Annotated in this window: 12 protein-coding genes; 10 read left to right on the forward strand and 2 right to left on the reverse strand. The window is 56.4% G+C overall.

Annotated elements, in window-relative coordinates:
• Positions 1-380 precede the first annotated feature (380 nt).
• From nirB to ENH71_RS10580, 10 genes are all read left to right on the forward strand, one after another.
• Positions 381-2,906 carry a nitrite reductase large subunit NirB gene (gene nirB / locus ENH71_RS10535; protein WP_294135557.1) on the forward strand — a complete coding sequence of 842 codons (2,526 nt, stop codon included), beginning with the start codon at positions 381-383 and terminating at the stop codon, positions 2,904-2,906.
• On the forward strand, positions 2,906-3,247 hold the full coding sequence (gene nirD, locus ENH71_RS10540) for a nitrite reductase small subunit NirD (RefSeq protein WP_294135555.1): 342 nt from the start codon (positions 2,906-2,908) through the stop codon (positions 3,245-3,247). Before nirB ends, nirD begins: the two co-directional genes overlap by 1 nt.
• Positions 3,244-4,542 carry an NAD(P)/FAD-dependent oxidoreductase gene (locus ENH71_RS10545; protein ID WP_294135552.1) on the forward strand — a complete coding sequence of 433 codons (1,299 nt, stop codon included), beginning with the start codon at positions 3,244-3,246 and terminating at the stop codon, positions 4,540-4,542. Before nirD ends, ENH71_RS10545 begins: the two co-directional genes overlap by 4 nt.
• Positions 4,539-7,214, forward strand: a complete 2,676-nt coding sequence (locus ENH71_RS10550) for a nitrate reductase (protein ID WP_294135550.1) — start codon at positions 4,539-4,541, stop codon at positions 7,212-7,214. Before ENH71_RS10545 ends, ENH71_RS10550 begins: the two co-directional genes overlap by 4 nt.
• Positions 7,208-8,008, forward strand: coding sequence for a uroporphyrinogen-III C-methyltransferase (gene cobA / locus ENH71_RS10555; protein ID WP_294135549.1), 801 nt, complete (start codon positions 7,208-7,210; stop codon positions 8,006-8,008). The genes ENH71_RS10550 and cobA overlap by 7 nt, the downstream gene beginning before the upstream one ends.
• A gap of 102 nt (positions 8,009-8,110) precedes the next feature.
• Positions 8,111-9,337, forward strand: a complete 1,227-nt coding sequence (locus tag ENH71_RS10560) for an alginate export family protein (protein WP_294135547.1) — start codon at positions 8,111-8,113, stop codon at positions 9,335-9,337.
• Positions 9,338-9,955, forward strand: a complete 618-nt coding sequence (gene mobA, locus ENH71_RS10565; protein WP_294135545.1) for a molybdenum cofactor guanylyltransferase MobA — start codon at positions 9,338-9,340, stop codon at positions 9,953-9,955.
• Positions 9,956-10,061: 106 nt separating this feature from the next.
• Positions 10,062-10,709, forward strand: coding sequence for a uridine kinase (udk, locus tag ENH71_RS10570; RefSeq protein ID WP_294135543.1), 648 nt, complete (start codon positions 10,062-10,064; stop codon positions 10,707-10,709).
• A 51-nt stretch (positions 10,710-10,760) separates the two neighbouring features.
• Complete coding sequence (locus ENH71_RS10575) at positions 10,761-11,969, forward strand: NupC/NupG family nucleoside CNT transporter (RefSeq protein WP_294135541.1); 1,209 nt, start codon at positions 10,761-10,763, stop codon at positions 11,967-11,969.
• Between the two features lie 23 nt (positions 11,970-11,992).
• Positions 11,993-12,919, forward strand: a complete 927-nt coding sequence (locus ENH71_RS10580) for an isopenicillin N synthase family dioxygenase (protein WP_317622408.1) — start codon at positions 11,993-11,995, stop codon at positions 12,917-12,919.
• Between the two features lie 47 nt (positions 12,920-12,966).
• Here ENH71_RS10580 and ENH71_RS10585 read toward each other — a convergent pair whose 3' ends face one another.
• Together ENH71_RS10585 and ENH71_RS10590 are read right to left on the reverse strand one after the other, a co-directional pair.
• The gene (locus ENH71_RS10585) at positions 12,967-14,367 is read right to left on the reverse strand and encodes a mechanosensitive ion channel domain-containing protein (RefSeq protein WP_294135537.1); all 1,401 of its coding nucleotides are present in this window, start codon (positions 14,365-14,367) and stop codon (positions 12,967-12,969) included.
• A gap of 72 nt (positions 14,368-14,439) precedes the next feature.
• Positions 14,440-14,814 carry a Rho termination factor N-terminal domain-containing protein gene (locus tag ENH71_RS10590; protein ID WP_294135535.1) on the reverse strand — a complete coding sequence of 125 codons (375 nt, stop codon included), beginning with the start codon at positions 14,812-14,814 and terminating at the stop codon, positions 14,440-14,442.
• Positions 14,815-14,945: the final 131 nt, after the last annotated feature.

Genomic DNA, 14,945 nt, shown 5'->3' on the forward strand with positions numbered 1-14,945 from the left:
ATTTTGTAATGTATGTGCCCGGGCAACGAGTCGGTGATGTGACTGAGCAACCGATTTCACTGCCTTGTTTCGGTGCGTGGCGCTCGAAAATAAGGCAAAAATCCGTCTTGTCAGGCAAAGAGCAATTCGCGCCACCGACACTGGCAGCAACGCTAAAGGTCAATGAAATAGCCATTTCGAATACTATTGCCCGATGCTTTTGAATTACTGGCACAGCTCTTGCTCTGGTCTTACTACAAGTCACATGCCCGGCCCGAATCAAAGGCGATTCTGAAGCCACTGGCGGTGACATAAAGGTTTCAGGGCAATGGCGCCCATGACACGACAACAGTCGTGTGATGGGCGCCTTTTTTATGCCTGCAGGAAAGAGGAGCAAATGCATGAACAAGCGTCAGTTACTGGTAATTGGCAACGGCATGGTAGGCCAGCGCTTCCTGGAAGAGCTGGTTGAGCTGGAGCATGACTTTGAGGTCACGGTGTTCTGTGAAGAAAGTCGCCCGGCCTATGACAGAGTGCAATTGAGTGCGTGGTTTAGTGGTGCCACTGCTGACGACCTGGCGCTGGGCAGCGTCGAGTTTTTTGAGCAGCACGGCATCAGCTTTCTGTGCAGTGAGGCAGTCGTCGCTATTGACCGTGGTGCCCGAGTGGTAACCGGCAGCAATGGCACCCAGTACTCATACGACGCTCTGGTGCTGGCGACAGGCTCCTATCCCTTTGTGCCGCCCATTGAGGGCAGTGACCGCGAAGCGTGTCATGTGTACCGGACCATTGACGATCTGGTGGCGATTAAAGCGTCTGCCGATACCAGTCGGCGCGGTGTAGTTGTTGGTGGTGGCTTGCTGGGCCTGGAGGCGGCCAAGGCCCTGAAAGACCTGGGGCTGGAAACCCATGTCATCGAATTCGCACCACGTCTGATGGCGATGCAACTCGATGCCAGTGGCGGCGAGATGTTACGCAGCAAGATTTCCGCGCTCGGCGTGACCGTGCATACCGGTAAAGCCACCCAACGTATTGAGGACGGCAGCTCACACCGTCATCGTCTGGTGTTTGCTGAGGGCGAACTGGAGACCGATCTGGTCCTGTTCTCGGCCGGTATCCGACCTCGCGACCAGTTGGCACGGGAGTGTGGCCTGGAAATCGGAGAGCGCGGTGGTGTGGTCGTTGATAATCAGTGTCGTACCTCTGACCCGGCCATCTTTGCCATCGGCGAGGTGGCATTGTGGCAGAACCGGATTTACGGATTGGTGGCGCCGGGTTACGACATGGCCCGCAAGCTGGCCGCTCAACTTTGCGGTGACCTGACTGCTGCGTTTACCGGGGCCGACATGAGCACCAAGCTGAAGCTGCTGGGTGTCGAGGTCGGATCCATTGGCATGGCTCAGGGCGGAGCGCCTGAATACCGTGTCTGCTCTATCGAAGATGCCGGTAGCGGTGTTTACAAAAAGCTGGTGCTGAGCGAGGACGGCAAACGTCTGGTCGGTGCGGTGCTGGTGGGCGACACCAGCGACTATGACGCACTGTTGCAATATGTTTTGAACGCGCTGGAGTTGCCGGAATCGCCCATCAGCCTGATCGCCCCGGCATCGGGTGAGAAGCCCATGCTTGGTGTTGATGCCTTGCCGGCGTCAGCGCAGATCTGTTCCTGCAATAATGTCAGCAAAGGCGAGATTTGCAGTGCCATCAGCGCCGGGTGCACCACCATTGGCGCGCTCAAGAAAGAAACTCGTGCTTCTTCCACCTGTGGTGGTTGCGCGACATTGGTGAAACAGGTCCTGGATGCAGAGCTCAAGAGCCAGGGTATCGAGATCAACAACGATCTGTGTGAGCACTTTGCCTATACCCGGCAGGGGCTCTATCACCTGGTTCGCGTTCATGGCATCCGGTCTTTTGCCGAGCTGCTGTCACAGCATGGCCACGGCAAGGGCTGTGATATTTGCAAGCCAGCGGTTGCGTCCATTCTCGCTTCATGCTGGAACGACTATGTGCTGGATCCTCGCCATGTTGGACTGCAGGACACCAATGACAACTTTTTGGCCAACCTGCAAAAAGACGGCAGTTATTCTGTCGTGCCGCGTGTGCCCGGCGGCGAGATTACGCCCACGAAACTGTTGGTGTTGGCCCAGGTGGCACAGAAATATGATCTCTATACCAAAATTACCGGTGGTCAACGTATCGATCTGTTTGGTGCACGGGTAGATCAGTTGCCGGCCATATGGCGGGACCTGGTGGATGCCGGCTTTGAGTCGGGTCACGCCTACGGGAAATCATTGCGCACCGTAAAATCCTGCGTCGGCTCAAGCTGGTGTCGATATGGTGTGCAGGACTCGGTAAGCATGGCGATTTACGTCGAAGAGCGCTACCGGGGTTTGCGCTCACCACACAAACTGAAAATGGCGGTGTCCGGTTGCACGCGCGAATGTGCGGAAGCGCAAAGCAAGGATGTCGGTATCATCGCCACTGAGCAGGGCTGGAACCTTTATGTGTGTGGCAATGGCGGCATGCGCCCGCGCCACGCAGAGCTGTTTGCCAGTGACCTGGATGACCAGACCCTGATTCGTTATATCGATCGTTTGCTGATGTTCTATATCCAGACTGCCGATCGGCTACAGCGCACGTCGGTATGGCGCGACAACATGGAAGGCGGCCTGGCTTATTTGCAGGACGTCATCATCAATGACGTGCTGGGTATTGCTGACGAACTGGAATCTCAGATGCAGTCAGTAATCGACACCTATGTTTGTGAATGGAAGCGCACCATCGAAGACCCGGTGGCCCTGAAACGTTTCCGACCTTTCCTGAATGATGATCAGCCAGACGAACAGATTGTTTATGTGCGTGAGCGCGGCCAGAAGCGCCCGGCGCGTGCAGACGAAAAATCACCTGCTGACGTATTGGAGACAGTGTGATGCAGAACTCAACTCAATGGGTCGAAATCGGTGCGCTGGATGATCTGATACCTGGCACCGGCGCTGCCGTGCGCGTCGAGGGCAAACAGATCGCTGTGTTCAGAACCGATGACGGATTGTTTGCGCTGGACAACCGTGACCCCTTCAGTGACGCGAATGTGCTCAGTCGCGGACTCACCGGTGACATCGCTGGCCGTCTGGTGGTGGCGTCGCCGGTTTATAAACAACATTTTTGCCTGAAGACCGGCGAGTGTCTGGAGGACGACCAGCAGAAAGTGCAAAGTTACCCGGTGGTGGAGCGCGATGGGCGGGTCTTCGTGGCCGCGGTGGGGGAGGCATGATGCATCGGCCCAAACCCAGATTGCTCATTGTTGGATTCGGTATGGCCGCAGGGCGTCTGTTGCAGGAAATTTCACTGCAGGCGCCAGGTCTGTTCGACACTAGCGTGATCGGAGAGGAATCGCAGTCAGCCTACAATCGCATTCTATTGTCGCCGCTGTTGGCAGGTGAATCTGATGCGTCGTTGTTGCCCTTGCATTCAGCGTCCTGGTACCGATCACAAGATATTGCTGTCCATACTGGTGACCCGGTCATCGCACTTGATACTGACAGTCGTGTCGCCAGCACGGCGTCCGGCGCCTGCCATAAGTGGGATATGCTGGTGCTGGCGACAGGGTCGCGGGCGGCACGATTGCCGCTGCCCGGTGTTGATCTTTCCGGTATTGTCAGCCTGCGCACGCTGGATGATGCCGAGGCGGTGATGGCGCGAATTGGTAGCACTGGCCAGGCGGACGACGACAGGGTTCGTCGTGCCGTTGTTGTTGGTGGCGGCGTACTCGGACTGGAAGCCGCCTGTGCATTACAGAACCGGGGCGTCACAACGACCGTGGTTCACAACGCGGGCTGGCCGATGAACCGGCAACTGGACAGTGAAGCGGGCGAGTATCTGGCGGCGACGCTGGCCGCGCGCAATATTCGCTTTATCAGTGACGCGCAGTGCAAACGGTTTGTTGCAACCGCGGACGGCCAAAGCGTCGCTGGTTTGCAGCTCGGTGACGGGGAATTGCTGGCCTGCGAATTGGTTATTATGGCCGTTGGCATTGCCCCGGAAGTATCTTTGGCCCGGCAAACAAATCTGTCAGTTGCTCGTGCCATCAATGTTGATGCTTGGTTGCGCAGTAGCCAGCACGGTGTTTTTGCATTGGGTGAATGTTGCGAAATCGATGGTGAACAGTTTGGTCTGGTGGCCCCGATTTACCAACAGGCCCAGGTGCTGGCAAAGGTGCTGCAACGATGCGCAGAATCCGGACCCGATGCCAGCCTGACTGATGTTGAACCGTATACGCGGCAATCGTTGCCGACCCGGCTAAAGGTTAGCGGTGTTCACGTTTTTTCCGCGGGCACGCTGGATGAGACCGGTCATCAGACGTCGCCGTCGCAACGCAGCCTGGCGTGGCGCGATAAAAACGCCGGGGAGTATCGACGCCTGTGGTGGCAAGGTGATTGTCTGCAGGCGGCGGTGATGTTCGGCGATGTCGATGATAGCGGTATTTACGAGAGTCTGATTGAGAATCGGGCGCCTGTGCAGGCGTCGCCACAGGCTTTGTTGAATCCGGCCGGGCTGGTGCCGCAATGAAAGCCGTTGATACCGTTTGTCCGTATTGTGGTGTCGGCTGTGGCGTGTCAGTTACCGTCGATGATGACACCCACGAGGTGTCAGTGAAGGGCGATTACACGCATCCGGCCAACGCCGGCCGGCTTTGTGTCAAAGGCAGCGCCCTGGCAGAGACCTTGGGCCTGGAATCACGCCTGCTCAATCCCAGAGTGGATGGACTGCAGGCAAGCTGGGATCACGCTCTGAGCGCCGTTGCGCATCGTCTTCAAGACACGATCGCCAGGTATGGCCCCGACTCGGTCGCTTTTTATGTGTCCGGTCAATTGTTGACGGAAGACTATTACGTCGCCAACAAACTGATCAAGGGGTTTATCGGTACAGCCAATATCGATACCAACAGCCGCCTGTGCATGTCCACAGCGGTGGCCGCACACAAGCGTGTCCTGGGTAGTGACACCGTGCCGGGTTGTTATCAGGACGTGGAATTGGCGGATCTGCTGGTCATTACCGGCTCCAATATGGCCTGGACGCACCCGGTGGTTTATCAGCGTATTGTGGCCGCCAAACAGGCGCGGCCGCAGATGAAGATCGTGGTCATTGATCCGCGGCAAACGGCTACCAGCGAACTGGCTGATTTGCACCTGCAGATTGCGCCCGGGTCAGATATCTGGCTGTTTGATGGTCTGTTGGCATGGCTGTTGGATTCGCCGGCACTGGACGCCGGATTTATTGACAATCACACCGAGAACTTCGCCGGGCTGGTGGCGCAGTGTCGGCAACGCGAAAACGCAATTGACAGTATCGCAGACAAATGCGAACTGGATCCGGAGCTTTTGCGCACTTTTTATCAGTGGTTTGTACGCACCGCAAAAACGGTCACGGTGTTTTCCCAGGGCATCAACCAGTCGGCATACGGCGTCGACCAGGCCAGTCTGATTCTGTATTGCCATCTGGTCACCGGCCGCATTGGCAAGCCCGGAGCCAGTCCTTTTTCCATCACCGGTCAGCCTAACGCCATGGGCGGCCGCGAGGTCGGTGGCCTGGCCAATCAATTGGCGGCGCACATGGATATCGAAAATCCCTTGCACCACGCGCTGGTCAGTAAGTTCTGGCAAACACAGACCCTGGCAACAAAGCCGGGTTTGAAAGCTGTCGATATGTTTCGCGCTGTCGCTGACGGCAACATCCGTTTCATCTGGGTCATGGCAACCAATCCGGTGGTTTCGATGCCGGAGGCAGATCTGGTGCGCGCAGCTCTGCAGAACTGCGAGCATGTCGTGGTGTCGGATTGCGTGGCTGACACCGATACCACCCGGTTGGCGCATGTGCTTTTGCCGGCTGCGGCCTGGGGAGAAAAGTCGGGCACGGTCACCAATTCGGAGCGCTGCATTTCCCGGCAGCGTGGGTTTCTTCCGCTGCCGGGAGACGCACAACCGGATTGGTGGATTGTCAGCGAAATCGCGAAACGTTTGGGCTTTGCACAGGCATTCAACTATCAGGGCGCCGCTGATATTTTTCGGGAACATGCAGCATTGTCAGCATTTGGCAACAATGGCACACGCGATTTTGATATTGGGGCGCTGGCGCAATTGGAAAACTCGCAATATGAAGAAATGCAGCCACTGCAATGGCCACTGTCGAAAAAAAGAATGTTTGCCGATGGCCAATTTTTTACGCCATCGGGACGTGCACAGTTCATCGCGGTCGAGCCTGCATCGTTGCCACAGACAATCAATGCCGAATATCCGTTGTGGCTGAACACCGGCCGTATTCGCGATCAGTGGCATACCATGACGCGCACTGGCCTGAGCAGCAAGCTGCAAAAGCATACCATTGAGCCGTTTGTCGAGATGCATCCTGCGGACATGCAGTTGCGTGGATTGCAGGCGGGGGACTTGACATCTGTCAACAGTCGTCATGGTCAGTGTGTGGTACGTGTGCACGAACAGCGCGGCCAGACGCCGGGCACTGTGTTCATGCCAATTCACTGGAATGACTGTTTTGCATCAAGTGCGCGCGTGGGCAAGCTGGTGTCCGCCATTTGTGACCCGGTTTCCGGTCAGCCGGCGTTTAAACAAACCCCGGTGTCAGTGTCACGTTTGCCCGCCCTGTGGTACGCCTGCCTGATCTCGCCGCGTCGATTGTCATTGCCCGAAACAAGCTACTGGTGCACACGTTATCTGGATGGATTGTATTTTACTGTACTGGCGGGTGATCAGGGAACAGACGCCAATACACTGATGTCGCTATGGACTGACTCGGCGTCTCGCTGGGCGCAAGTCGAAGATAGCCACAACGAATCCCTGCGCCTGATTGGACGAGATGATAACGGGGTACAAATCTGGTTTGCCATGCAAACGACGTGTGTACCTGATGTCGATGAAGACTGGTTGATAGCGAGCTGGCAGCAGGCAGAAGTCTCCATACGTGACTTGATGCTGGGAAGACCATCCGGTAGCCAGACCCGTGACAAAGGCAAATTGATCTGCACATGCCACCAGGTTTATGACGTGACAATAAACGCTGCTATCCATGAGGGTTGCGACAATACAGCAGACATCGGCAGAAAAACCCGAGCAGGCACCAATTGCGGATCCTGCACTCCGGAGCTCGACAAACTGCTGAAATCTGAAGTCCCCGGGCAGTTTGCCGGGCCCGACACCCCCCCCGCAAAAGAGGAATCATTATGCTGACGCTGATCAAGGCAAACCAAACCAAGCTGCCGGCAGGCGAAGTCTGGCTGGTGGGTGCGGGGCCCGGGGATCCGGAGCTGATCAGCGTCAAGGGTTTGCGTCTGATTCGGCAGGCGGATGTGCTGATCTACGATCGGCTGGTGTCCAGTGAATTACTGTCCGAGGCGCACGCCGGGGCACTGATGATTGACGTTGGCAAACGCCCGGGACACCATCCGGTGCCGCAATCTCAGATTGAAGCATTGTTGCTGCTACATGCCCGTGCCGGCCGGTCGGTGGTGCGGCTCAAGGGCGGTGATCCGTTTGTGTTTGGCCGCGGTGGTGAAGAGATGATGAGTCTGAAGGCCGCTGGTGTCACTGTGCACGTAGTACCGGGCATCACTGCTGCCTCGGCCTGCGCTGCGACCGCCGGATTTCCGTTGACGCAACGCAATATCGCATCCGGTGTCTGTCTGACCACGGCACACTATGCCGACGAGCAGGATCATACCCACTGGCAATCGCTGGTGGCGGACAAATCGCGCACGCTGGTGTTTTATATGGGACTGTCCAGCCTGGGCAAAATCCGCAGTGCGTTGATGCAACACGGCATGCCCGCATCGACCCCGGCAGCGTTGATCGAAAACGGCAGTTGCGATGATCAGCGAAGCTGCTATTGCACTGTCGCCGATATCGAGCGCGTCGCACGCAACCATAAACTGAAAAGTCCATGTCTGCTGGTTATCGGCGACGTCGTGGCACTGGCAGCACAAAACAACAACACCGCACAAACAGTGGATGCCCTTAGTGCGTGAGATTCATAGAGAGCCCTCAGCGAGAAAGAGCCCTCAGCAAAAAAGAGCAAAGTAACAGAGCCAACCCTTTAATCGTGTGACTACCAGCCAAAAGGACTAGCAATGAAGCCACAACAGACTACTTTTTTATCAACTGTTATTGCCGCACTGGCGATTACGCTGGGCAATTCTGCAATGGCGCAGGCGGAAACTGGTCTGACCGCTGCATTGACCACGGGCAGTACTAACGTAACATTCCGCCTGCGCAGCGAACAGGTTGACGATGCCGGCTTTATCAGTGATGCCGCAGCGAATACGTTGCGTACACGTCTGAGTTGGCGCAGTGGCAACTGGAAAAATCTCAATCTGCTCTTGGAGATGGACAATGTCAGCTACCTGGGCGAGGAACGATTCAACAACACGCGCAACACAAAGACCCGCTACCCGGTCGTCCCCGATCCCGATGGCGTGGATCTGAATCAGGCCGCGGTGCAGTATCGTGTCGATAAAGGCAGCGCAACACTGGGACGACAGCGCCTGCTGCGTGACAATCAGCGCTTTATCGGCAGTGTGGGGTGGCGTCAGAATGAGCAGACCTTCGATGCTGTTACTGTCAGTTTGGCGCCCGTGCCAAATGTTCAACTGGACTACGCCTGGATAGACGATACCCAGCGTATTTTCGGACCAGATGCCGGCAATCCACCACAGGCACTGGACAGTGATCATCATTTGTTGAACGCCCGTTGGCAGTCCGGTCCGGCATTTATCCTCAGTGCGTACAGTTATTCGCTGGCGTTCGAGGATGCGCCGGTATTGTCGTCGGCTACGTTGGGGCTCGCTGTTACCGGTGAACTTGATGCCACGGCTGACGTCAAGGTTGACTACCGCGTTGAATACGCCAGGCAATCTGACTATCGCAATAATCCCATCGCCTACAGCGCCGACTATATGCTGGCGACGGCTGGTGTCAAGGTCAGCGGCATACGTGCAGCCATGTCCCACGAGGTGATGGGCGCTGACAAAAGCGCTGGCGTTGCCATGCAGACTCCGCTGGCAACCTTGCATGCGTTTCAGGGTTGGGCCGATAAATTTCTGAATACGCCCGTCTTTGGCGTTCGCGATACCGCTTTCACGTTAACTGGCAAGGTCGCCAGTGCTGACGTAGTGCTGGTCTGGCATGATTACCGGTCAGATACGGGCAGCCTGGACCTGGGTCAGGAGTTGAATCTGCAGGTGGCAAAAACCTTTGCCTCGCGTTACACACTGGCGGTCAAATTTGCTGATTATCAGGCCGAGCGATACAGCACCGATAGCCAGAAATTCTGGATAACCGCAGAGGCGAGGTTCTGAATGTCAGCTTCCGCGACAGCTTATACGCTGATTGTTCTGGCCGGCGGTCAAGGTTCCCGCATGGGTGGCTGCGACAAGGGACTGCTGCCCTTCGGGGAACACTCCTTTGTCGAAATTCTGGTGCAGCGCTTGCGCTGCACTGTGCCGGGTGCAGATCATGTCCTGATCAGTGCCAATCGCAATCATGATGAATATAACCGTATGGATGCACAGGTATGTCCTGATCTACGCGCTGGTTTTCAGGGGCCACTGGCCGGGCTGGAGGCGACATTGGCTCAGGCGCCATGCCATCAGCCGGTAGTGGTGGTGCCGTGTGACATGCCGCTGCTGCCGCAAAGATTACCAGACCGGTTGTTGCAGCCGGTGCTGGCGAACTCAAGGTCCATTGCAGTGTTGCACGATGGCCGGCGGCGCCAACACCTGTGCCTGGCGATGTGGCCGCAGCAAGCATTGCCGACAATTCGCGATACGTTGGGCCGTGGTCAGCGATCAGTGGCAAACTGGTTATCGGGGCAGTGGGTGACCGACGTTTCATGCCATGAAATGACCGGAGCGGACATACAGGCCATGCTCAACGTCAATGACCCCGGTGACTTTAGTTCGCTGGCAGCCTGTTAGATCATGCTGTGTCTGGTCTGGCTTCGCAATGTCATCAATTTGTCATACCTTCCTGTTCGATAATTGGTGATAATGCCGCTTTTCCGCTGACTGGGCTGAAAGATTTGTGCCTGACAAACTATCCGTACCTGCTACCGTTATAGCGATAACCGGCGCCTCGGCGTCCGGCAAGAGCTGGCTTGCTGCCACCCTGCGTCAGCAGCTCGAAAGCGAATTCGGTGACGATCATCTCGCCATACTGGCTGAAGACGCCTACTATCGTGATCAGTCTCATCTGCCGATGGAGCAACGGGTGCAGACCAACTATGATCATCCATCCGCGTTTGACCATGAATTGCTGGCCGGTCATTTGCTTGAGTTGCGCGCCGGGCGAGAGATTCAGATGCCACAGTATGATTTTTGCCGACATACGCGGATGTCCGGTTCAGTGGCAGTGCGGCCCGTCAGGGTCATTCTGGTTGAGGGCATTCTGTTGTTGAGCAGTGTACCGCTGCGGCAGATTATTGATTTCAGTGTGTTCGTCGATACGCCGCTGGATATTTGTCTCATGCGTCGGATTCGTCGTGATATGGAAGAGCGCGGGCGATCTCTGGCGTCCGTGATAGAGCAGTATGAGCGAACGGTGAGGCCGTCATATTTTGCTTTCGTTAATCCCTCGCGGGAATACGCCGACATGATAGTAACGCATGAAGACCAGGATGATGCGGCCGTGGAAATGGTAAAAAACAGGATTCATCGCTTGCTCCAGGCATGAGGCAACAGACCGGCGTACTCCATACGCCAAGTGACTTGAAAGGTAGGTATCATGACGGGATTGCTGGGGATCGCGCTGTTGCTATTGGTTGCCTTTGTTCTGTCCGTTAACAGAAGCAACATCAACTGGCGCACAGTCGGGCTCGCATTTGCCTTACAGGTTGTTCTTGGTGCTTTTGTCATTTACCTGCCGTTCGGACAACAGGTGCTGTATCAGGTCACACAGGCAGTGGCTGCCATCATCGGTTACGCCAATGCCGGCATTGTTTTTGTCTTCGGTGAGATTGGCAATTTTTCACAAGGGTTCGTTTTTGCTGTCCATGTGCTGAGTGTCATTGTTTTCTTCTCTTCACTGATCGCTGTGCTCTACCACCTGGGTGTCATGCTGTGGGCGATTCGACTGATCGGCGGCGCCTTGCAGAAAGTGCTGGGCACCAGTCGCCCTGAATCCATGTCTGCTGCCGCCAATATTTTTGTCGGACAGACAGAAGCGCCGCTGGTGGTCAAACCGTTCATCAGCACCATGAGTCGCTCGGAATTGTTCGCTGTCATGGTGGGCGGGCTGGCCTCGGTTGCCGGCTCTGTTCTTGCCGGCTATGCCGGCTTGGGGGTAGAACTTAAATACCTGATTGCGGCCAGCTTTATGGCAGCACCGGGTGGCTTCCTGATGGCCAAAATGCTATTGCCCGAAACTGAAGCTACCAAAAATGACCTGACTGAAGTTGTCTCCGAACCAGGCTACACCAACGTCATAGATGCGGCAGCAGCTGGCGCTGCCAATGGCATGAAGCTGGCGCTGAATGTCGGGGCCATGGTGCTGGCGTTTGTTGGCCTGATAGCTTTGTTAAACGGTCTGCTGGGGTGGTTTGCGGGTCTTTTTGGCGTCGATGGCCTGACGTTGCAGCTGCTATTCGGATATCTGTTTCAGCCGCTGGCATGGTTGCTTGGTGTCAGTTGGAGCGAGGCGCAGCTGGCGGGCAGTTTTATTGGACAGAAACTGGTCATCAATGAGTTTGTGGCATACCTGGATTTTGTTCAGTACAAGGATGACCTGAGTGCGCAAACGCAGATAATTGTCACTATCGCGCTGTGCGGGTTCGCCAATTTCTCATCTATCGCCATTTTGCTTGGTGGACTGGGAGGCATGGCGCCGGACCGACGCAGCGATATTGCCGAGTTGGGATTAAAGGCATTGCTGGCGGCTACCCTGGCAAACCTTATGAGCGCGGCCATCGCCGGCGTATTCTTTTCCTTGATCTGAGGGTTACTGTAGTGGCGGGACAGGTGCCAACACTGGATATACGTCGACTCGAATCGGACGGTGCGCTTTTTGTCGAGCAACTGGGCGCAGCTTATGCAGAGTTCGGCTTTTGCGGCATCCGGGGTCACGGCATTCCGGACACGGTGATCAGCAATTGTTACCAGGTCATCAAGTCGTTTTTCGCGCTGCCGCTGGCTGACAAGCAGCGCTACCATCAGCCCGGTCTGGGCGGCGCCCGCGGTTACACCGGTTTCGGTATTGAAACCGCGCGCGACAGTCGTCATCCCGACCTGAAGGAGTTCTGGCATGTGGGCCCGGAAGCGGGCCCGACACCGCCACACCCCAGCCTCTACCCCAACTGCTGGCCTGTTGAAGTGCCCGGTTTCAGGGCTGCCTCGCTGGCGCTGTATAAGGCACTCAGGCAACTGGGTGAGCGGGTGCTGCAGGCGCTTGCATTATATCTGGGCGAAGACCAAAACTACTTCGCCGATAAAATCTGTTATGGCAACTCAATATTGCGACCCATTCACTACCCGCCGGTCTCCGGCAGTTCGGGTGGCTCCATCCGCTCCGGGCGGCATGAGGATATCAACCTGATCACACTGCTGGTCGGCGCCAGCGAGCCGGGTCTGGAGATATTGCGCGCGGACGGTAGCTGGTTGCCGGTGACCACCGACGGCGATGCCATTGTGGTCAATATCGGGGATATGTTGCAGCGCCTGAGCAACAATGTGCTGCCGTCAACCACTCACCGGGTGATTAATCCCGATGGTGAGGCCGCGCAGCATTCGCGCTACTCGATACCGTTTTTCCTGCATCCCAACCCGGATTTTGTCATCAGTACGCTGCCCTGTTGTGTGAGCGTTGAGCGACCAGACCGATACCCGGACAGCATCTGCGCGAATGAATATCTATTGCAACGGCTGGCTGAGATTGGCTTGCTGAAGTAAGGTCTTGCTGAACTTTCTGTGGTTAGTCCCGGTGGCCGGGCCCGCCGCTACTCCACGGGCCGATTGGTATCGAGCAGGTCGCTTTCGTCCTGGCTTGCGCGCTCCTCATTGACCATATCTTCAATAATGGTATCAGGTCGGGTGTCCAGCAGTTCGTCAGCATCCGGTCCGGGATCGCGACGAGGTCCAGCAGAGTTGTCGATAGCGTCGCTATCCTGCTTTGTTTGCGCCGGTCTGGCGGCACTGACCGGAAGCTGTTCTGGCAGCGCGCCCGTGTTCTGGCCAGCATCAAACCTGAGGCGGTAAATCGGCTCTGGCATGGAGAATCCCTCTGCGTCCAGTACCGTGGTGACGGCGCGGATGGCCAAACTCCGGGCGCGGAGGAAATCGGTCTCGCGTTGATCAATCCAGCCAGTAAAAAACAGTATGATGTTGGAGTCGCCTATGGTCTTGATGGTACCGCCGGGCGCCGGATCAGACAGCATGAACGGCAATGCCTTCATGGCGTCAACGCCAGCTTTCATCGCAGCCACCGGATTGTCGGCAGCGTCCACCCCGAGTTCGAATTCGAAGCGACGTTGCGGATTACGGGTGTAGTTGAGAATGACGGCCTTGAATACAGTCGCGTTGGGGATCCGTAACTGATTGCCTTGCAATGTCATCAGCACGGTTGCACGTGAGGTCAGGCGAACTACTTTGCCTTCATGAGTATTGATCACAACATGGTCATTGGGTCTGAAGGGCTGGCGTATACTCATCAGAATGCTGCAGATATAGTTTTCCATGGTGTCACGCACTGCGAAACCAATGGCCAGGCCCAGCACGCCGGCGCCGCCCAGGATGGTTGCCATCAGCGCCGTCGCTCCAAGCAGATTCAGTGTCACCACCAGCGCGGCGACTACTGCGGTAATGCGCACACCCTGTCCGATCAGTTCGACGAGAAACGGATTTGTGGTTAGCCTTTGCCATAACGATGACCAACGTGCCAACGCGTAGCCCAGGTAGACGATCAGGATAAAAATAAAAGCCGCCAGGGCGACCAGTGGCGAAGCCCTGAGCCACTGCCTCACGTTGGTTCGCATGGCATCCATCATCGGGGAGACATTACCCTGCACATCCAGACGGCGCTCGATACTGTCACCGACAGCAACGACGCCGGGTATCTGCGATGCGAGCGTCAATGCGCGCTCGGCCTGGGCTTCGTTGGGCGCGGCGCCGGACAGCAGCGCAACGCCTCCCGTCACCTGGACCTCGACCCGACGCAAGGGCTCGAGCACGGCAAAAATCGAAGCCAGGCGTTCCTGCAACGCCATATCTTCAGGGTTCAGGCTCTGCGCGGATGCGACCGGATTTTCGCCCTGGCCCGGTTGCGCCAAAGCAGCTGGCTGGTTAATGCTCGCCAGCAGAACGAGCAACAGCCATGCGAGGATTGGCGGGAATTTTGTCATCGGATTCTCTAGGTATGTCATTGGGCCTGATACGTCACCGAGCTTGGTATTTCATCGTGATACCAGCTGGCGTCATCTGGACGATTTAAGCGCGGTTATCAACTCCTGCTTCCGCATCGTTGAGCGGCCACGGATATTCCGCTTTTTTGCCTCTTGCATCAATTCGTCTCTGGTTTTGTTCTCCAGTCGACCTTGTTCGGTTTCGCCCTGGCGGGTTGCCGCGGCCTGCCTGGCAGAGTCGCTTCTGTCGCGAAACTTCTGTTTGTCGCTTTTGTGTTTTCCGGAACCGCCTGCGCGCTCACCGCCGCCGCTTTGTTTGTTCACGGTGGCCCAGGCCCTGGCTTCAGCCTCCTCGGGCGCTACGCCTTTCTCTTCATAACTCTCTTCTATGTGTTCGGCCTTTCGTTTCTGTTTTTCTGTGTATTTTTCTTTGCTTCCACGCGGCATGATCGTATCCTCCATAACCAGAACAGAAAGCAGCAGTGACTGGCGATACCACCAGGTCTGCGTTTCGCTTCCTGAATATTACTTCTGACAGTTACCCACAGTGTTACGATGATGCTAACACTGATGTTCTG

The organism is Pseudohongiella sp. (assembly GCF_011050365.1).
Taxonomy (GTDB): domain Bacteria; phylum Pseudomonadota; class Gammaproteobacteria; order Pseudomonadales; family Pseudohongiellaceae; genus Pseudohongiella.